A 16820-nucleotide genomic window follows, 5' to 3' on the forward strand; every position below is an offset into this window, starting at 1 on the left:
AACAGTAAGGAAAGTCCGCATGATTAAGTCTCAAAGCCGAACCACATACAGCTTCAGCACGCCCTCCGAAGAGATTGCAAAAGCCATAGAAATTCTTAACCGTGATCAGTTTTGTCGGGAGCTGGTCTTTTTATTTGCCCGGATAAAGGGAAGAAAGCGCCGGAACACGCTGCTGCGCGTGGCCCGGCATTTTATCAATACGCCTCCACATCATTGATCAGCGTTATCGTGACCATGTGGCCAAGCACAGCATCCTTTGCGCCTTGGAAATCGTATGACGCTTCAATGCCATTCGGCCCGGAGATCGAACGCTTGGGCTTTGGCAAATAGACCTCGTGGCATTCGATAATGAGCTGGCGATCAGCATCAATTTTGTAAGCCAGCTCCATATCAATCGGCACACCTGACCGCGCGGTATTCATCAGCGAATTATCGGCATAGCGCACGGCGATATTACCGGAGAGCGCAGCAACACCGGGATCAACACCATCGATCTTGCCGTCATCGCGGATGGTTTCGATGCGCTCCAGATTGTTGTTGTAGGTCACGCTGGCCGAGGTCACGTTGCCCAACGGGTTGCCACCTTGTTTGACCGAACCTTGGAATTGCGAGAAGCGGGTATATTCCGCTTCTGCCGGGCTGGCATCATGCGTGACGTTTTGCGGGATTTCACCTTGACCGATCAAGTTGATGGTCACCTGTGCTTCACCGCTGCGTTGGAAGTTAAACGCGATGGAGTTTGCCCGGATGCCCGTGAACATCGGAAAGTCAGGTATTTCCGGCATACCGACTTCAACCGCAAGGCTCGGTAACGTCACGCCACCCGATTTAAATTCATGTGTGTACGGCCCAGCGCCCGTTGTCGTCGGCGCACCGAATACGGCTTTCAGCCAATGCCCGATATTGCGCAGATCTACCGGGATGACGATATCGCCATCGACGTTGATCACATCCTGGTAGGGCTGGGTCGGATCACGACCAAGGCCAAGGACGTTGGATTCAATCAGCCCCTGTGCCGAGTCCAGATCACTGGACACAAATGGCACCAAATGAAACGCCCCCGAAGCGGGGGCGTTTCCATAGGCGTTTTCAAAACCGATAATCAGGCGGGCATTCCACCCATATGCACGGGACATGGCGTTTCTCCTTTAATTGAGAGGGTTGGTAGTTGAATATTCGAGGATGATGGGAACGACCGCAGCCTTGATAGTCGGCGCACCCTCGATGGTTTCGGACAGAAATTCCGGCGTTTCGATATGCAGATAATCGACAAGGCCACCGAGGCTGGTCTGTCCGTCCAGCGCCTGCGCCAGCATCGTGAGCAAATCATCCAGCGCCTGATCGCGCTGTGCCTGCTCGGCGTGCTGTACCAGTGCCTCGATCTCAACGCGGTGCTGATAGTGATAGCGCGGCGGCGATAACGTCACCTCCGGTTCGCCCGGATCGCCGTCGCGCATAATAAAAAGCCCCTCGGAAGGGACTTTTGTTGGCAACTGCTCGTTTCGGAGGGTGGATACCCCGGTGATGGTGTCCTTCAGGCATAAAAAAAGACCCGCAAGGGCCTGTTCTCGTTTCGATGTCATGTTGCTCTCAATCCGGCCAGTTTTTCAGGATCAGCTGCGGCAGGCGGTCAAACCAGCGCTTGGCTTCTGTGTTAAAGGTTATCAATCTCGGCAGTTGCACTTGCGGTACCAGCCAGAACATCACCACCGTTGTCAGGCCACTGCCTTTGCTAACGGCGCGGTCACTGGCCTTGCGGAAACCACGCAGTTGTCCGCTTTTCCGGTTGTAGGAAGCGCGAGCGTTATCGACTACCAGCAAGGACGGCTTGCCACTCCGATACACGAAACGTAGCCTGCCATAAGTATGCTCTGGGAAGTTCGACGGATTGATCCGCTTTCCTCCCACGCCGCGCTTGGGCGCATTCGGTGTCGGGATTGCCAGCCACCATCCATCCTTCGAACGAATGACAGCGGCATCCTCAAACCCTTCCATGATCCGGCTGGCCTTGGTGTAAACAACCCCGGCAGCACGAATGGAATTCTGGCCCTTGGGATAATTATCCCCGCGCCAAGTATTCGCCATGCGCTGGCCAAGGCCAGCGCTCGTCACTTGCCTGCGCATCGACATTTTCAGGCCGTCCGTGGTTTCGCGCACGCCCAGCGTGACAGCACGCTCCGCCGTAGCGAATTCAGCCTTCATGTATTCTTTCAGGTTTCCCTCAAAGGCAGCTTTAAGACGCATAGGCTTCGACTTTCAGCACAAGGCCATGTTGATCGCGCACAGGCTCTCCCTGCGTCACATACGTTTTTCCATCGATGATGATCTGGTAGATCATCTTTGCCGGGTCGAGTTCCGCAAGACGCAGCTCGAATAGATCTGTCCCGGTATGCACGCGGGCATCCATCACATCGACAACGCGGTCGGGGAAGCGATGAATGACCACGGCATCGGCTTCGGTGTTATCCCGAAAGACCAGATGCGCTGCCTGCCCAAACTTGGCAAACAGCGCATCCACCGCCTTGGAAGCTGAAGCGCGGAAGCTCATTCTCCCTTACCGTCCTCTTCTTTCTCCTTTTGGATGATCTCCCATGCCTGATCACGCTGTGCGGCGGTGATATCTGCCCCCAGCGCGGCCTGAATGGCATCCACGTTCGGTTTTCCGTTCTTGCCATAGTCTTTGGCAGGATCAAGCCCGGCAATTGCCTCAACGATATCCTCTATCGTCGGGGCGGGCTTCGTGCCGGAGCCTGCAGGCGGGGTTTCGGTCTTCTGGGCGTTGGTGGCCGGGGCGGCTTTCTCCTGTCCGAGGGCAGAAGCGAATTCGCGTTCGATGAGCCTTTTGGCTTCATCTTCCACGATATCGACCACAGCGCCGGGCAGATAGTCTTTGCCGTTTACGTTCAGAGTGATGATAGCTTTGATTTTCATGGTCATCCCTCCTTAGCGTACCGTTGCACAGAACGAAGCGTTCGGGCGGTAAGGCACGATCAGCGGTGCAGATTGCAATAGCAACCAGCGCACCGCAGGGTCTTCCTCCAGCCACGACTTCGAGAAGAAGCGCTGCGCCCGGTATCCGGCTTTCTCGTCCTGAATGGCACCATAGCAGCGCGTGCCTTCCAGTTGCGTCGGGCTGCCGAGCAGAACCGTATAGTCCGGCAGCAATTTCTGGACGACATCGTTGTCATCGACATAACGGTCGTTATAGACCCAGAAATCAAGATCGCCGATAGTACCGACATAACGCGCCAGATCATTGCCCTGACCGAATGCAATCGGCCCCAGCGCCAGATCTGCCGTATCGCGCAGGCGTCGGATATCCAGCAACTTCTCCACCTTGGGATCAGCCTTGAAGACGCGCCAAGCCAGCGCATCCATCACGACCGTGCGGCCCACCGCACCGGATTTCTCCTGAATGCGGGCAACCCAATCTTCAAGGTTTTCCAGCGCACTCACTCCGGCTTCACCCCAGCGGCTGCCGCCCGCCAACGCAACCGTCAAGGACGGATCACGTTGGAAATCGACCACGACGGTGGGGTAATTATCCCCGCTGACCGTGATCTTCCCGGTGCGCAAGGCTTCGGAAGCCATCACTTCCTCACGGCGGGTCAGGTTTTCCAGCTGCTTGGACAGCGTGCGGTTGACGTTGGCTTCAAGGCGTTGCTGCGGGGACAGCGTACCGCCAATCTTTTCACCAATCGAACGCTTCAGCGGACGGCTGGGATCAAAGCGGCGTTTATCCTTGGCATAGGCAGGCTTGAAGCTCTTGGTGGTGAAACCTTCATCATCCACCACCTTGCCAGCAACCAGTGGCGACACGAAAGGCGTGAGGCGCGGTTTGGACTTATCGATATCGAAGTGAATTTCCTCCGAATCCTCAGTTTGCTCCTGACCGAAAAATGCATCAAGCAGGAAGGAGCTGGGACGCTCCAGTTTTTCCACGACCTTGGACAGGACGTGGGTGTTGAAAATGTCGATAGACATGGGCTTTCTCCTTTTGTGAAAGTCGGTTTAGTTCTGGTTGCTGCGCAGGAAGACGCTCTTGGCACGCAACGCGATGCGCACGCTGTCCAGCGTGTGTCCCGCGCCCAAAACCAGAGCGTTTTCGTTGAATTCGCCGCTGAAGTAGATGACGGCCTGCACATCACTTGCGGCGGCATTGGCTTTTTCGGCCAAGATGGCATCAGGGATTTGAGAGCCATCGGCGCTTGCCGATGCACTCAGTTTGAATTTGCCGTTTGCAGTGATGCGGCCAAGGACTGCGCCTTTAGCCAGATCAGCCCCGGCGGCAATCGTGACCACCCGTTCGACGCGGGGGTATTCTCCCGCCAGCAGATTATCAGGGCTGTATTCGCCCTGATCTTTGAAGCCTTCAGCTCGTGTCATGGTTTTCTCCTTACTTTCTTGGGTTGGGGTTAGATGGCGGCAGCGATGCGGCTTGCAACAGCATCGATGTCGTTATCGGCATCGTCGCTGGCGGGCGTGATGGCCGGATTGGTGACCGTGGACATGACCTTCTCGAAGGAGGTCGTGGCTTTCGGCTCTTCCACCGGGGCGCAAGCCATCAACTGGCAGGCCTCGATGGCGTTGATGTCCGTGTTGAGCGCCATCTCCTTTGCGAGTTTTTCACGGCCTTTGGCTTCCTCGCTGCCGAGGATGGCACCGAGGCGTGTCTTTTCAGCGGATGCGCCTTCGCGCGTCAGCTGGGCGACCAGATCGGGGTGGTCTTTCTTCAAGGTTTCGATATCCATCGGTTTTTTCTCCTGTGTTGATGGGGGTTGGTTTTGGGCATTAAAAAAGCCCTCTGTACGAGGGCTTGTTGGGGAGGATAGTTCGGCGATCAATCCTTCAAGGCTGCCGACCCTGTCGGCCATACCAGCGTTGACGGCTTTCGCACCGATCATCACATCGCCACCGCCGTAATGGTTCTGCACATCTTCTACAGACACATCACGGTTGCGGGCGATTGTTCCGATAAACACATCGGCCATGCTGTCGATGCGTGCTTGAATGCGGCTTCGGCCATCATCACTGGTAGGATCAAGACGCTTGTGCGGGCTTTGCGAAGAAACGATTTCAACAGTTTCTGCCGATTTACCCGACTTGCCCTGATACATGCCGACAACGCCGATTGATCCCATCGCCGAGGTTTCCGACACAACGATCTCGTCAGCAGCGGAGGCAATCCAGTACGCTCCGGACGCGGCATCACCGGATGCGTACGCCACAACGGGCTTCTTGCCGCGCGCGGCATAAACCATGTTGGACAATTCCGACACGCCATTCACCTCGCCACCGGGGGAGTCGATATCAAGGATGATGCCTTTGATATTCGGGTTCTCCAGTGCTGCCGTGAAATCACGGGCGATCAGCTCATAGCTGGATGCACCGCTGATCATCGTGAACAGGTTGGCGTAACGGAACAACGGCCCGGCCACTGGAATGATAGCCACACCCTCACGCTCGGTCACGCTGTAGGTATTTTGCAGATTGCGTCCGAGCTTGGCGGCTACCGCCTGCGGACTTTCGTTTTCCCGTGCGGCGATTTCCAATATCGTATGCAATGCCGTTTCCGTGATGGCCCACGGCTCACCGGCTATGCGATTCCAAATCCTCATTATCTTCCTCCTGATTGTTGCAATAAAAAAGCCGCCCGAAGGCGGCTGGTATTTAAAGATGGTTGGCTCGTTTACTTGTTCAGCTCTTCTACAAAGTGTTCCGAAATTTGCACGACCGTATTCCAGTCAGCGATGATCTGTGCATGGAACACGGCTTGTGGCGATTTCTCTCCAAAAGAGTGCGTCATCCACGGTACAAAATTGCCAAGGGTTTCGATTTCATCCGAAAGGCGCTCAAATTCTTCAAACTGGTGCTTTTTCAATGCATCTGTTCGAAGATCTTCCAGTTCTTTCTCTCTTTTGACTTCCTCTTCGTTGGAAACATAGGGCGGTACATACAAGGGTATTCTATGCGCCAGCGAATGACGAAAGTTTTCAACGTGAGAAAACCATTTATCAAGCGTCTTTAGGTAAGCCTGAAACTCCGAAGAAAACGTATCACGCACAGCGCTGTATTTTTCCGCAAAGCCAATCTCACCATTACTCAGCGGCTTTCCCTTCTTATTTAAGATGCCTTTTTCTTTGACCCAAACCCATGCAAGGTTATCCAAGGAGCCATAAACATTCAGGATAAACGCTTGCAGATTGATAGCTAGATCGCTTAATTCTTCCGAAGAGGGCTTGTGATCAATATCGGGCGGACAAATCCGGTAAACATTATCAATGCATCTTTTCATGGTTTTGACCCGCCGGGTAAAGCCATGCATGGCAAACTCTGCAGCTTCCTTCTGCTCATATGTGCGCGTTGCAAACGTGAGGAGAAGGCTTTGGTATTTGCCTTCCACCTCAGCATAAGCATCCTGAAGCTGCTTAATATTGTCTTCCGAGAAATACATTTCTTACTCTTTGTCCTCTTTGTCAGATTCGTTTGGGTCAGTGGTGTTAAGTATACTATTAACATCGTTGATCGAAAGGCCCAGCTCCATAATTTTGGCTTTTTCACGCGCAAGCTGTTCTAAAACCTCCTCCCAGTCCAAGCCTTGCGATGCGCATTCATCTTCCAGCGTGGAAAGACCGATTTGCATGCGAAGATGGGCGGCTTTCGCTTCCTTGACCGGGTCAACCCAGCCACGACCAGGCCCGATCCATTTGCAGCGCGTCCATGCCGCGCGGCGCTCATAGAAATTAGGCGAATCCACGATGCCTTTATTGATCGCTTCTTCAAGCCACAGCTCATAAACAGGCTTGGCCCAATAAGTCGCCATCCATTGCCGCCGCGCATTGAAGTAACGCCACGCTTCGAGCAGCGCCGCGCGTGCGCTTGAATAGTTGGTCTTGGAAAAATCCTTCATCAACAATTCAAAAGGCAGATTAAGACCAGCACCGATATGGCGCAGCACGTTCTCAACAAACTGGCCGTACCCGCTATTCGGACGGCTCGGCGTAAATGGCGCAACCTTGTCACCCGGAAATACCGGAATGATCGAGCCACCCTGTAAGCGAATATCCCATTCATTGCGTGCGGCCAGATAATCATCGACCGATCCGCCGAACATCTCGCCGATGGCCTCGCCATCCAGCGGCGTTTCGATAAAGGCGGCGATCATGGCGTTGACCACCGCTGCCTGTAGCTCGGAACGCTCGTAATGGTCGAGCATCTTGAACATCGGCATGATCGAGGTCAGCAGCGGCTTGCCACGGTGCTGACCTGTGCGTTCCTTGTCATGGATATGCAGGACACGTTGACGGCCAAAGGCTGTACGGGCTGGAACGCGTTCCCAATCCTGCGCATCCATCCCATACCCGATATACGCATCGCCCGGATGGCTCTTGCGAACATGATAAGCCAGCGCTGCTCCATAACTGTCAATCTCAATGCCGGAGCGCAGAGTTTTTCCATCCTGCCGCCCAGCCGGGTTGGACAGACGGTCGCATTCCACCAACTGAATGGTCGTGGCATAGCGTGTGCCGCGCTGATCCAGCCAAAGTGGCAAGGCCAACGCTTCACCGTTCACAATGCTGGAGCGAAACACCAGCGCTGTCATGCCTGAAAAAGTCAGGGCATTGGCCGCATCGCATTCCGTGCTTTCCGCCCATGAGCGCCATTCGGATTCAACCTGACGCGCCCAGTCATCCGCCCATTCCTTGGTTTTGCCAAGAACGCGGTAATCCGGTGTGGCCGACAACCGCAGACCAGTGCCGATAACGTTATCAACCAGCGTTTGAATTGCGCCTGCAGCCACACCGTGGTTGCGGGTTAAATCCCGTGACCGAGACACCAGCGTTGGCAATTCAGACAAAAGGTCACTGTCCGCCGACCCCAGCAAAGGCATCCAGCTGGCCAGCTCCCGCGCACGCACGGAGGCAGCCCGGTGGGCTGTATCGCTCACGCGCATGCGAGGCGTAGCCTTAAGCGGCTCGCCATTTACGTCCAGTAATTGCACCATGGGTTTACCTTAGAAGCTTGTCCGAATAATGCCGCGACGGGCCGTACCCGTGCGCTTTGCGATTTCCGTTTTGAGTTCGTGGATGTATTTTTCCAGCCCATCGACATTGGCAGCGGTATAGGTCGTGCTGCCGTAGCCGTGCAGGCTGACAGTAACCTCCTGTGTGCCAGTCAAAAGGCGATGACGTGCCTCTTTGGCCTGCACCAGTCGGGTTTCGAGTTCGAGCAAGGTTTCTGTCATGATCAATCCTATTCGGCGTTGACTCAAAGCCAATAAATTCATAGCCTGAGTTTGGTTTTAAGAAATATCCAGCCGCTCGCAGCCATTAAGGCCACGGTGAAAATTTCTCTAATGTCTTTAAAAGTCATCCCAACTTTTTAGGGCTTCTTAATGCGAGCAAAGAAACAAAGCCCACGAAAGGTTGAATAAAGATGTCTACCCCTACGCAAGAAAGCCTGAAACAACAGGCAAAAGTAATCCGTAAGTTCCTGAATGAGAAATACCAAGTGGACGTTTCGCACGGCCACTGCATGGAACTCATTTCACAACTGTTTGGCTTTAAAGATTGGAATACGGCTACTGCCGCATTAAAACCAAAAGCCAAACAAGACCTATTGCCAATTCACATCAAAACAGTTGGCGATATGAAGAAAGCATTAGCGTTATTTGATGACGATACGGCAATCTTTGATGGTGAGTATGAATTCAAAATTCAGGATTTTATCAACGAAATAAATGCTGAAGATTGGGATGGGGATACCATCCTTACCCAAGAATTCAGCCTTGTTCTCGAAGAGTTTGTTCCTGACATTGCCAGCTTTAAATTAAAGATCGAGCATGAAAGTCTCACCATCTTTTAGAAGCTATCTGCTACATAGTACCTCCTTATAAATATGGATCATCGGCCCGCACTGATTTGCGTTGTGGGACGGTGACCCGTTTTTTGGTTTGCGATTGCGGTTTGGGCGGATCTGCCTGCGTTTCCTGCGTGACAGGGATTTCCACCCCGCGCGTTGGAATCTCGGCTTCAACCCCCAGCGCCTGTTCGAGACTGCGCCATTTGAATTCGCTCATGCGGTCGATACCGTAAATGGTAGCGGCTGCACGGGCGTACACGCGGCAGTCCAAGGCCTCGTTGTTGCGGCTGGGGTCTTTCTCCCAAGTCGCATGCGGAAAGCCCTTCACAACGCGAATAACGCGGCGCTCTGCCGTCAGCTGCTTGAAGTATTCATCCCCATATTGCGGGAAATGGCAGCTGCCGGGCGGGAAGACCGCACCTTCCGAGATTTCTCGGTCAGTCGGCCATTCCAGCTTCAGCCAGCGGTAAAGTTCCATCTTGGCCACCGGGCCAGAGACGTTCCAAACCCGCAGACCTCTGCGTTTGCCGCCCGTGTCGGCTTTGGATACGCTCAAGATGAGCGCCGTTTCGGCATCGCGTCCTTTCACCGCGACAGCCGTTCTTGGTTGACTTGCACGAGCGCCGTTACCACCCCAGACAGCCTGTGGGTGGTTGCGGACAAACCCGTAAACATCCTGCGTGGCATAGCCGCTATCCACCGCCATCACCCGGATGGGCATTGTGTGGCCTGTGGCATGCGGCCAATCCCGCTGCAGAACCTCTGTATCCAAGCGTTTCCAGATTTCTGGTCTGGCGGTATCGCCATCAAGGACGACGTAATCCACCGACCAGTTTTCCTTGTTCCGGCCCCATGCGACAATTTCGCATTCGATCCGGTCTTTCTGAACGTCAACACCCGCCGTCAGGAACAGACCGCCCATCGGCACAACGCCTTGAGCGAAAGTCTGCCGCCGTTCATAAAGGCGCTGCCATTCCGGCGCATCGGATGATTCCTCGTAAGGCTCACCTAGCACTGTGTTAACGAAACCCTTCATCAGATCGGGGTTACGCTTGGCATCTTCGAACATGGCGGCGGCATCACCCCACGAGAACCAGCCAATCGGGCTATAAAGCGACGACAGGTGGTAACCGATGGTGCCATCGGTGGACTCCGCCGTTGTCCGCCATTCACCACGCGCCAGCATTTCTGTCTTATGGTGTTCGTTAATCAGGCAACCGCAGCTCTCGCAAACGTACTCGGCTTTTTGCGGCTCATTTTCCGGCCAGCGCAGTTGGGTAAACCGCAAAGGCTGGAAATGATCGCATTCAGGGCATGGCACATGGAAAAACCGTTGATCGCTCTTCTCAAACTCTCGCTGAACCCGCGACAGTCCTTTGACGGTTGGTGTGCTAACCATGAATATCTTTCTGCGGCGTTTAAACGTGGCTGACCGACGCTCTGCCAGCAGGATCGGATCGCCTTCGCCATCAACGTCACCGGGATACGCATCAATCTCATCCATAAACAGGTAGCGGGCAGGCATCGAACGCAGGCCCACAGCGGAGTTCGCGCCTGTCATGATGAGCAGGCCGCCAAGGAAATCCTTGCTGAGAATGGTATTGCCGCTATCACGCTCACGTGCGGGGCGTACTTTCTCACGCAACTCTGGCACGTCATTCAACAATGGATCGATACGCTGCTTGGAATGACGCTTTGCCAATTCCACCGTTGGCGCAACGGCCATCATCGGCCCCGGCGCTGCGTGGATGACATAGCCGATCCAGTTATTGCCGCATTCCGTTCCGCCGACTTGCGACCCTTTCATAAACACAATGCGCTGCACGGGAGATACAGGCGCAAGGTGATCCATGATCTCCCGCAGATAGGGCGTGCGCGATGTGCGCCAGCGTCCCGGCTCTGCAGCCGATTTTGGAGAAAGAAGGCGGTACTTATCTGCCCATTCCGAAACAAGCAGATACGGATCAGGCGTTACCGCCTGCTGCCATAAAGTTTCAATTTCTAGACTGTCATACCCTCCTTCATTCGATATTGAGTTTAGCATCCCCAAGTTCATTCAGATGCTCCCGCACATAGCGTTCTATGGTCGTGTGCAATACATGCTCATCCACCTCCAGCTCTGCGGCCATCTGCGCAGAAATACGCGACGGCCAATTAATCCATGCATCCCTAAACTGACGGCCCAGCCGGAATACTTGCGCTTTGACCATGTCCTTGTTGATCAGTTGGCCTTTCTTTTCCTGCAGGCGCTGCCGTGCGAGATGCGCCTTGGCTATCTCGTGGGCGGTGCGTGCCTGCGTGAAACTGTTCATGCCATGGGCGGCGCGGCCATTTTCGGCCAGCGTTTGTTTGACGGAATTCATGGCCTCTTCGGGATCGATGTCCTTAAAGCCAGCCGGATCATGACGCTTGGTGTGATCGGTGTTCGCCTCCCAAGATGCATCTGCCTTGGCAATATCAATCGAGCCGTCGCTTTCCGGCGTAATACGGCCTGCTTTTATTGCTTTGCGGACGGCATTATCAGCAATGCCCCGATGCCGGGCATAAGCGCGAACAGAAACCCCCATAAAGCCTCACTTTTATTGATCTATTCAACTTTACTTCATGCTGAATTGAAGCGTTCATGACGATGCAAACCCAATGAAAGGAGCAACATCATGGCCACCACAAAGAAAAAAACAGTACCCAAGAAACCCTCGCAAAAGCCGCGCAGCATGCCCGCCAAGGTCGTAAAACCCAAAGCCAAGGCAGAGGCGACGCAGGCCGTTACCGAACCCACGACCAGCAAGAAAGCGCAAATCCTCGCGTTGATGGAACGCCCTGAAGGCGCAACCATCGACGAGATGATGAAGCTGACCAACTGGCAAACCCACACCGTGCGCGGTTTCCTTTCCCTGCTGAAAAAGTCGGGAAAAACACTGACCAGCGAACGTGCCAACGACGAGCGCCGCTACCGCATCGGAGAAGTCGCCGCCAAGGCCGAAACCTCAGCGTAAGCGCTCTTTTTCCAACTCCTCAAAACTCTGGCCCGTAGCGGCCAGAGTTGCTTTCTTCCCGGTAAACTCCTGCCAGCGCTTGACGATGACATCCGAGTATTTCGGCTCGATCTCGATCAGGCGGGCGCGGCGTCCGGTTTTCTCGCAAGCGATCATCGTGCTGCCGGAGCCGCCAAAGGCATCCAACACAATATCCTTGGTTTTGCTCGAATTATGCACGGCACGTTCGACCAGCTCGACAGGCTTCATGGTCGGGTGCAAATCATTCTTTACGGGTTTGTTCACAAACCAGACATCGCTCTGATCCCGCGCACCGCACCAGAAATGCTCATGGCCATTCTTCCAGCCATAAAGGATCGGTTCGTATTGGCGCTGATAATCAGCCCGGCCCAGCGTGAAGGTGTTTTTTGCCCAGATGATGAAGGTCGACCATTTACCGCCAGCCTCTGAAAACGCGCCGTGCAGGGTATGCAATTCCGATGAGGACATGCAGACATACATCGCGCCTTTGCAGACCATCATCAGGTTTGTACAAACGTCATACAAAAACGCCGCAAAGTCCTCACCCAGATTATCGTTCTGAATGGGGCGGGATTTGCCGCGCATCTTATCTTTGGCCGAGTTCGCATAATTTACGTTATAGGGCGGATCGGTGAACACCATGTCGGCCAGCTCTTCACCCAGCAGGGTTTGATAGCTGTCGATCAGCGTGGAATCCCCGCAGAGGATTTTGTGATCACCACAAAGCCAAAGATCGCCCAGCACGCTGACAGGGTTTTCAGGAACCTCTGGCGCGGCGTTTTCATCCGTCAGGCCTTCGCTGTCGGCTTCACCATCAAGAAAAGCATCAAGCTCTTCTTCGTTGAAACCCAAAAGGGCAAGGTCGAATTCTTCTCCGTCCAGCGCCTGCAGCTCTTGGCGGAGCAAATCATCATTCCAGCCTGCATTTTCTGCGATCTTGTTGTCAGCAATGATCAGCGCCCGACGCTGCACCTCACTCAAATGCTTCAGGCTGATCGTCGGCACTTCCTTGATGCCCAGCATTCGTGCCGCCATAAGGCGACCATGCCCGGCAATAATGCCGCCGTCTTCGCCGACCAGGATCGGGTTCACGAATCCAAACTCCGTCATCGATCCGGCGATCTGGGCGACCTGTTCATCCGAGTGGGTGCGAGCGTTCTTGATGTAAGGAATCAAATGATCCACCGGGAGGTATTTAACCTTAAGCGCCAGATCTGTAGTCATGTGTTTCTCCTTTTGGGTGCGCAGGCACGAAAAAGCGAGTGCGCACGTTTGGGTGCGCACCTTTGAAAGCCTTTCAATGCCTGCCGTTTTGGAATTACGGGTGCAGAGTGCGCACCCAGAAAAAAAGTCTGCGACTAAAAAAGTCCTGCGCCTTAGCCCGCCGCATAGGGGCGAAGTGTTCCGAGTACCTTTTTTGCCTTTGCCACCGTGCCTCATATGCAAAAAGCCACGCTGTGAGGCGTGGCTTCGAATGCAATGATCGCGATGATAGGTATTAAGATGGCAAAAAATGTTCGCCTTGTCCGTAACGATTATGTCCGAACATATTTAGGCAGCCTGTTCGATGGTCATGCTTCCATCTTTGATCTGTTTAATGAGCTTGATGATAAACTCCGCATACAACATCAGACGAATAAAGTTCTCTTCATTTCCGTATGCAAGGTACTCTTTGTCACCGTGCATGATCTTGTGTCTGAACAACGAATAACTATCGTCGGGCGTGATCTTGTTCGAGTCCCTGAACAGACCGCTAAAGATTACTTCCTGCAACATCTCAGCCGACCAGAAGTCAACGATCTCGGCCACGGTCTGAACGGCGACATCGTGCCGTACATCTGTCCGCTTGCCTTTAAGCTCTGCAGGGAGGTTGTCCTTGATCTCTTGCTCTACGCGCTTTCTAGTGAGCTTAGGCAGGATTCCATAAAGGTCACGCACCAGCCCATCGATCTGAGCAATCAGGGCTGGAACCGTAAGCAAATGCACATCCTCGTGATCAGCGTCCTTGCTCATTGCAATGGCAGCCTGAAATACCTTCAACCGTCCCGGCTCTATGTCCGCCTGCCATTCTCCAACAATTGTATTGAGGCGATGCCAACCATTGGCTTTGTAATAGCCAATCACGAACGGAATTATCTCTTCATTGTCGTGAAGGTCTTCCTCGATTACTAGCGCCAAAAGCTCATCATCACCAATCAACCAATGCTCAGAATGAAGGCGAACCTTTATTAAATGTTCGGGCGGAATACTGCGAATGAAGTCAGTAACGCCACGGAAGGCTTTGCTGATCTCAGAAAAATTTAACTGATCCTGCAGCGCATGAAATTGCTTTAACGCTTCTTGAAATGGCCGCGTTTGTTCTTGGATTTGCTTCATCAACTCCTGATAGGGGCTGTGCATCTTAGTAATCTGATCAACGAAAGGGGTGATGCCTTTGGTAATTTCATCTATCGCCCGCATGTGCGAGGGCATGCTTATACTTAACGCCTGAGAAATCCCGCTAAACTGACCATGAAATAGTTTCCTTTGCTCTTCCATCTGACGCATATATTCGGTCACGGGTGACAAAGACAGCCCTTTGCTCAGAGCTGTCATCTTGTCATTCATCTCACGAATAGCTTTTAAGCCTTGTGGCTCCAGTATGTCTTTCAAATCCATGATTAGCCTTAATTCCAGTTGAAGGCTTAATCATATATAAAATGGGCTGAGATTTCAAACTAAGACCAAGCCATCGGTTGGGCTAATAGCAGTCAAACCAGCGCTGGCATGTCGCCAGTAGATGGCTGTAATCTCCCTCTGTTGCTTCATCAAGAAAGGCCGTGATCTCCTGATCTGACACCCCAGCGCGATAGGCTGCACGTTTACAAAGCCCAAGGATATTAAAGGCATTACCATCCTTGCCTGTCAGGCCGACGCGAACTTCGGGAAATTTCACCACCGATGGGTCGGCCATCCGCCGTCCGACATAGCGGGCGTAGCGGTAGCCTGACGGATCGACATACAGTGTTTCGCGCCCCGGCGATGTAACAGCAATGGCAAGGCGCGTGTGGTTGTTTTTCCACCCGCCCTTGTCGCCCAGCCAGTCCCGGTACGCCAGTGGCTTGGCAATAAAGTCGTCGTATTCTGCAGCGGCCATTTCCCGCGTTTCGATGATCTCGGTGTTGTAGGCCGTGCCGCTGCCGTAGCGGCTGCCGGATTCAATTTCATGCCAGTCGGCGGGCTTGCGGGCATAAATTACGCGGATGATATCGCTCATGCTTGCCCCCTTATATTTCCAGCGCGGGCAAGTCCAACCCGTACATATCGGCGATTTCGCAGATTTTATAATGCGCCTGACGGATTTGGCTGATGTCGTGCGCCACAATTTTTTCGGGCATCTTACGTTGCGATGGCGGCGGCGCGTGAATATGATTGGCCAATGCTGTGATCGCTTTGACCAATTGTTCTTTGCCGCTGTAATAAGCCTCGGCGCGTATCTGTGTGTTGGTTTTTCTCATCATTGCCTCCTTATTTCGTATCCTGCCCAAGCATGCCCTTGACCCATTCGATGGCATCGGAATCTGTGCCGTGGACATTCCACTCACGCAGACGTTTGATGGTGGGGTTCTTGCTGTCGTAGGATCGGCTGGTTTTATAATTGTTGATTTTGACAAAAATGCCGGGGATCAGTTCGACCTCCCACGCGGCTTCGATTTTGTATCCATCGCCGGGCTTTGGCTCTCCAAAGGCCTCAACCAACGCCCTGTAGCTGGTGTTGACCGTTCCCAAAAATCCAAAGCACTCGCGGACATCTGCAGGGATTATTGTCATCGTTACCTCCCTTGTTTCCGTGCCTTGCGGCCAGCTTCGTATGCAGCTTCTAGCGCGTCCTTGACGCTCCAGACCGCGACATCGTGAAAATCCAGCCCATCCGATTTGCGTTCGACTAGCGTTTCAATGTTGAGGTGCTGCTGGGCGATTTGGGTAAAAAGCTCATTCTTGGTCGGAGGCGCCTTGCGTGGGTAGATTTTACCCGTTACCTCGCGGATGGCGTTTTCAAAGCTATCGCGCCAGCCCTTGTCGGCCACCCTTGCAGCGAGGTGTTTGGCAATCGCGGTGTTGTTAATCGGCCCTGCAGCTTCGTCCTTGCCGTTTTTGATGAAGCTTAAGTCATCGGCAAGGTGTCGGCCAAAGCGGGCATCCAAAACGTCGCGGGCCTGTTCCGGGGTCAAGTCAAACTCTGCTGCCAAGAAGCGGCTGGTGGCGTCCCATGTCAGTGCGGCATCGTAGCCGTTCCTGACGCTGGTTCCCCAAAAGCCCCATTCGCTGTTTGCGGTCTTTAAAACTTCAATGTTTTTCATGGTTTTGCTCCTTTATTACAATCACATGAACGCTTCATTCCGCGCGCTTATCAAGCAAATAAGGCTCAGAAATGATTGCTAAATATGGATTTAAACGATCATTTGATTATCCAGAAAATCAGTGTAGTTTTGCCCCGATCCGCGCCAGCGCTGTGCGGTACATTTCCCACGCCTTGGTGCGTCCCACGCCGAAGCGCCAGCAGATCAGCTTCCAGCGCACACGCTCGGCCCGCAGCCACACAAGGCGGCGTTCTTCCGGCTCCAAGAATTTCAGCCAGACAAACAGAACCTCCTCCATTTCGGTGATATCCTCCATTGATGGCCGAACGCGCATTGGCTCTGGCTCCATTTGCAGGATTTCAAGCGGCTCACGGATGATGGCGGGCCATGCGCTGAAATATCCCTGCACCTTGGTATCCGGCAGCCGTCGCAACGTCCGGGCTGCTGAACGCAGACGTTCCTCGACATAGCTCTCGACTGGTTGAAGTTTTTTTTCATTGCTCATGGGCATTTTCCTTTCGATAGGTTGGAGATGTGCCGGAGCTGCGCTGCCGCCTGCTTGGGGGCAGCGACAGCGATACTCCGTAGGAGTAAGGGGATT

Annotated in this window: 23 protein-coding genes; 3 read left to right on the plus strand and 20 right to left on the minus strand. The window is 53.7% G+C overall.

Annotation, left to right across the window (positions count from 1 at the left end):
• The first annotated feature begins 19 nt into the window (after window positions 1-19).
• Window positions 20-217 carry a hypothetical protein gene (locus tag A11S_RS11895; RefSeq protein ID WP_148285142.1) on the plus strand — a complete coding sequence of 66 codons (198 nt, stop codon included), beginning with the start codon at window positions 20-22 and terminating at the stop codon, window positions 215-217.
• Here the strand turns inward: A11S_RS11895 and A11S_RS10320 are convergent.
• The 11 genes from A11S_RS10320 to gpW all read right to left on the minus strand — a co-directional run bounded on the left by A11S_RS10320 (window position 195) and on the right by gpW (window position 8245).
• Window positions 195-1136 (minus strand): phage tail tube protein, encoded by a 942-nt coding sequence (locus tag A11S_RS10320; RefSeq protein WP_015468456.1) that lies wholly within the window; start codon window positions 1134-1136, stop codon window positions 195-197. The two genes, A11S_RS11895 and A11S_RS10320, sit on opposite strands and share 23 nt — an antisense overlap.
• A gap of 12 nt (window positions 1137-1148) precedes the next feature.
• Window positions 1149-1583 carry a hypothetical protein gene (locus tag A11S_RS10325; protein ID WP_041802731.1) on the minus strand — a complete coding sequence of 145 codons (435 nt, stop codon included), beginning with the start codon at window positions 1581-1583 and terminating at the stop codon, window positions 1149-1151.
• Window positions 1584-1590: 7 nt separating this feature from the next.
• Window positions 1591-2244, minus strand: a complete 654-nt coding sequence (locus A11S_RS10330; RefSeq protein WP_041802733.1) for a DUF6441 family protein — start codon at window positions 2242-2244, stop codon at window positions 1591-1593.
• A complete protein-coding gene (locus A11S_RS10335) occupies window positions 2234-2548 on the minus strand; it encodes a head-tail joining protein (protein ID WP_015468459.1) in 315 nt (104 codons plus the stop codon). The genes A11S_RS10330 and A11S_RS10335 overlap by 11 nt, the downstream gene beginning before the upstream one ends.
• Window positions 2545-2931 carry a hypothetical protein gene (locus A11S_RS11715; RefSeq protein ID WP_015468460.1) on the minus strand — a complete coding sequence of 129 codons (387 nt, stop codon included), beginning with the start codon at window positions 2929-2931 and terminating at the stop codon, window positions 2545-2547. The genes A11S_RS10335 and A11S_RS11715 overlap by 4 nt, the downstream gene beginning before the upstream one ends.
• 12 nt (window positions 2932-2943) lie before the next feature.
• On the minus strand, window positions 2944-3984 hold the full coding sequence (locus tag A11S_RS10345; protein WP_015468461.1) for a major capsid protein: 1041 nt from the start codon (window positions 3982-3984) through the stop codon (window positions 2944-2946).
• Between the two features lie 27 nt (window positions 3985-4011).
• A complete protein-coding gene (locus tag A11S_RS10350; protein WP_015468462.1) occupies window positions 4012-4386 on the minus strand; it encodes a head decoration protein in 375 nt (124 codons plus the stop codon).
• Between the two features lie 29 nt (window positions 4387-4415).
• On the minus strand, window positions 4416-5618 hold the full coding sequence (locus tag A11S_RS10355; protein ID WP_041802735.1) for a S49 family peptidase: 1203 nt from the start codon (window positions 5616-5618) through the stop codon (window positions 4416-4418).
• Between the two features lie 71 nt (window positions 5619-5689).
• The gene (locus A11S_RS10360) at window positions 5690-6454 is read right to left on the minus strand and encodes a hypothetical protein (protein WP_041802737.1); all 765 of its coding nucleotides are present in this window, start codon (window positions 6452-6454) and stop codon (window positions 5690-5692) included.
• A 3-nt stretch (window positions 6455-6457) separates the two neighbouring features.
• Window positions 6458-8005 (minus strand): phage portal protein, encoded by a 1548-nt coding sequence (locus A11S_RS10365; RefSeq protein WP_148285143.1) that lies wholly within the window; start codon window positions 8003-8005, stop codon window positions 6458-6460.
• 9 nt (window positions 8006-8014) lie between these two features.
• Window positions 8015-8245: a gpW family head-tail joining protein gene (gene gpW / locus A11S_RS10370; protein WP_015468466.1), complete on the minus strand. Its 231-nt coding sequence runs from the start codon at window positions 8243-8245 to the stop codon at window positions 8015-8017.
• A gap of 191 nt (window positions 8246-8436) precedes the next feature.
• Between gpW and A11S_RS10375 the strand changes: the two genes are divergently transcribed.
• A complete protein-coding gene (locus tag A11S_RS10375) occupies window positions 8437-8865 on the plus strand; it encodes a glyoxalase superfamily protein (RefSeq protein ID WP_041802739.1) in 429 nt (142 codons plus the stop codon).
• 25 nt (window positions 8866-8890) lie between these two features.
• Here A11S_RS10375 and A11S_RS10380 read toward each other — a convergent pair whose 3' ends face one another.
• Together A11S_RS10380 and A11S_RS10385 are read right to left on the minus strand one after the other, a co-directional pair.
• A complete protein-coding gene (locus A11S_RS10380; protein ID WP_051054899.1) occupies window positions 8891-10918 on the minus strand; it encodes a phage terminase large subunit family protein in 2028 nt (675 codons plus the stop codon).
• Entirely contained in the window at window positions 10884-11429 is a 546-nt protein-coding gene (locus A11S_RS10385) for a hypothetical protein (protein WP_015468469.1), read from the minus strand. The genes A11S_RS10380 and A11S_RS10385 overlap by 35 nt, the downstream gene beginning before the upstream one ends.
• A 90-nt stretch (window positions 11430-11519) precedes the next feature.
• Between A11S_RS10385 and A11S_RS11720 the strand changes: the two genes are divergently transcribed.
• Window positions 11520-11858 carry a DUF3489 domain-containing protein gene (locus A11S_RS11720; protein WP_015468470.1) on the plus strand — a complete coding sequence of 113 codons (339 nt, stop codon included), beginning with the start codon at window positions 11520-11522 and terminating at the stop codon, window positions 11856-11858.
• On the opposite strand, the gene A11S_RS10395 is transcribed toward A11S_RS11720, so the two are convergent.
• The 7 genes from A11S_RS10395 to A11S_RS10430 form a co-directional block, all read right to left on the minus strand.
• Window positions 11850-13103 carry a site-specific DNA-methyltransferase gene (locus A11S_RS10395; RefSeq protein ID WP_015468471.1) on the minus strand — a complete coding sequence of 418 codons (1254 nt, stop codon included), beginning with the start codon at window positions 13101-13103 and terminating at the stop codon, window positions 11850-11852. The two genes, A11S_RS11720 and A11S_RS10395, sit on opposite strands and share 9 nt — an antisense overlap.
• A gap of 327 nt (window positions 13104-13430) precedes the next feature.
• Window positions 13431-14537: a hypothetical protein gene (locus A11S_RS10400; RefSeq protein WP_015468472.1), complete on the minus strand. Its 1107-nt coding sequence runs from the start codon at window positions 14535-14537 to the stop codon at window positions 13431-13433.
• 82 nt (window positions 14538-14619) lie between these two features.
• The gene (locus tag A11S_RS12205) at window positions 14620-15135 is read right to left on the minus strand and encodes a hypothetical protein (RefSeq protein ID WP_015468473.1); all 516 of its coding nucleotides are present in this window, start codon (window positions 15133-15135) and stop codon (window positions 14620-14622) included.
• 10 nt (window positions 15136-15145) lie between these two features.
• The gene (locus A11S_RS10415) at window positions 15146-15379 is read right to left on the minus strand and encodes a hypothetical protein (protein WP_015468474.1); all 234 of its coding nucleotides are present in this window, start codon (window positions 15377-15379) and stop codon (window positions 15146-15148) included.
• A 7-nt stretch (window positions 15380-15386) separates the two neighbouring features.
• Entirely contained in the window at window positions 15387-15689 is a 303-nt protein-coding gene (locus tag A11S_RS10420; RefSeq protein WP_041802743.1) for a hypothetical protein, read from the minus strand.
• 2 nt (window positions 15690-15691) lie between these two features.
• Window positions 15692-16219: a DUF6900 domain-containing protein gene (locus A11S_RS12210; RefSeq protein ID WP_015468476.1), complete on the minus strand. Its 528-nt coding sequence runs from the start codon at window positions 16217-16219 to the stop codon at window positions 15692-15694.
• 118 nt (window positions 16220-16337) lie between these two features.
• On the minus strand, window positions 16338-16724 hold the full coding sequence (locus A11S_RS10430) for a DUF6362 family protein (RefSeq protein WP_015468477.1): 387 nt from the start codon (window positions 16722-16724) through the stop codon (window positions 16338-16340).
• Window positions 16725-16820 lie beyond the last annotated feature (96 nt).

The sequence above is a fragment of the Micavibrio aeruginosavorus EPB genome (genome assembly GCF_000348745.1).
Taxonomy (GTDB): Bacteria; Pseudomonadota; Alphaproteobacteria; order Micavibrionales; family Micavibrionaceae; genus Micavibrio; species Micavibrio aeruginosavorus_A.

Excerpts from the sequence above, each read along its gene's own strand:
- A11S_RS12210 (WP_015468476.1), bottom strand. The coding sequence starts at position 16,219 with ATGAAAAACATTGAAGTTTTAAAGACCGCAAACAGCGAATGGGGCTTT.
- A11S_RS10355 (WP_041802735.1), bottom strand. The coding sequence starts at position 5,618 with ATGAGGATTTGGAATCGCATAGCCGGTGAGCCGTGGGCCATCACGGAA.
- A11S_RS10320 (WP_015468456.1), bottom strand. The coding sequence starts at position 1,136 with ATGTCCCGTGCATATGGGTGGAATGCCCGCCTGATTATCGGTTTTGAA.
- A11S_RS10375 (WP_041802739.1), top strand. The coding sequence starts at position 8,437 with ATGTCTACCCCTACGCAAGAAAGCCTGAAACAACAGGCAAAAGTAATC.
- A11S_RS11715 (WP_015468460.1), bottom strand. The coding sequence starts at position 2,931 with ATGAAAATCAAAGCTATCATCACTCTGAACGTAAACGGCAAAGACTAT.
- A11S_RS10330 (WP_041802733.1), bottom strand. The coding sequence starts at position 2,244 with ATGCGTCTTAAAGCTGCCTTTGAGGGAAACCTGAAAGAATACATGAAG.
- A11S_RS10335 (WP_015468459.1), bottom strand. The coding sequence starts at position 2,548 with ATGAGCTTCCGCGCTTCAGCTTCCAAGGCGGTGGATGCGCTGTTTGCC.
- A11S_RS10430 (WP_015468477.1), bottom strand. The coding sequence starts at position 16,724 with ATGAGCAATGAAAAAAAACTTCAACCAGTCGAGAGCTATGTCGAGGAA.
- A11S_RS10380 (WP_051054899.1), bottom strand. The coding sequence starts at position 10,918 with ATGAACTTGGGGATGCTAAACTCAATATCGAATGAAGGAGGGTATGAC.
- A11S_RS10420 (WP_041802743.1), bottom strand. The coding sequence starts at position 15,689 with ATGACAATAATCCCTGCAGATGTCCGCGAGTGCTTTGGATTTTTGGGA.
- A11S_RS10365 (WP_148285143.1), bottom strand. The coding sequence starts at position 8,005 with ATGGTGCAATTACTGGACGTAAATGGCGAGCCGCTTAAGGCTACGCCT.
- A11S_RS10385 (WP_015468469.1), bottom strand. The coding sequence starts at position 11,429 with ATGGGGGTTTCTGTTCGCGCTTATGCCCGGCATCGGGGCATTGCTGAT.
- A11S_RS10325 (WP_041802731.1), bottom strand. The coding sequence starts at position 1,583 with ATGACATCGAAACGAGAACAGGCCCTTGCGGGTCTTTTTTTATGCCTG.
- gpW (WP_015468466.1), bottom strand. The coding sequence starts at position 8,245 with ATGACAGAAACCTTGCTCGAACTCGAAACCCGACTGGTGCAGGCCAAA.
- A11S_RS12205 (WP_015468473.1), bottom strand. The coding sequence starts at position 15,135 with ATGAGCGATATCATCCGCGTAATTTATGCCCGCAAGCCCGCCGACTGG.
- A11S_RS10395 (WP_015468471.1), bottom strand. The coding sequence starts at position 13,103 with ATGACTACAGATCTGGCGCTTAAGGTTAAATACCTCCCGGTGGATCAT.
- A11S_RS11720 (WP_015468470.1), top strand. The coding sequence starts at position 11,520 with ATGGCCACCACAAAGAAAAAAACAGTACCCAAGAAACCCTCGCAAAAG.
- A11S_RS10350 (WP_015468462.1), bottom strand. The coding sequence starts at position 4,386 with ATGACACGAGCTGAAGGCTTCAAAGATCAGGGCGAATACAGCCCTGAT.
- A11S_RS10345 (WP_015468461.1), bottom strand. The coding sequence starts at position 3,984 with ATGTCTATCGACATTTTCAACACCCACGTCCTGTCCAAGGTCGTGGAA.
- A11S_RS10415 (WP_015468474.1), bottom strand. The coding sequence starts at position 15,379 with ATGATGAGAAAAACCAACACACAGATACGCGCCGAGGCTTATTACAGC.
- A11S_RS11895 (WP_148285142.1), top strand. The coding sequence starts at position 20 with ATGATTAAGTCTCAAAGCCGAACCACATACAGCTTCAGCACGCCCTCC.
- A11S_RS10400 (WP_015468472.1), bottom strand. The coding sequence starts at position 14,537 with ATGGATTTGAAAGACATACTGGAGCCACAAGGCTTAAAAGCTATTCGT.
- A11S_RS10360 (WP_041802737.1), bottom strand. The coding sequence starts at position 6,454 with ATGTATTTCTCGGAAGACAATATTAAGCAGCTTCAGGATGCTTATGCT.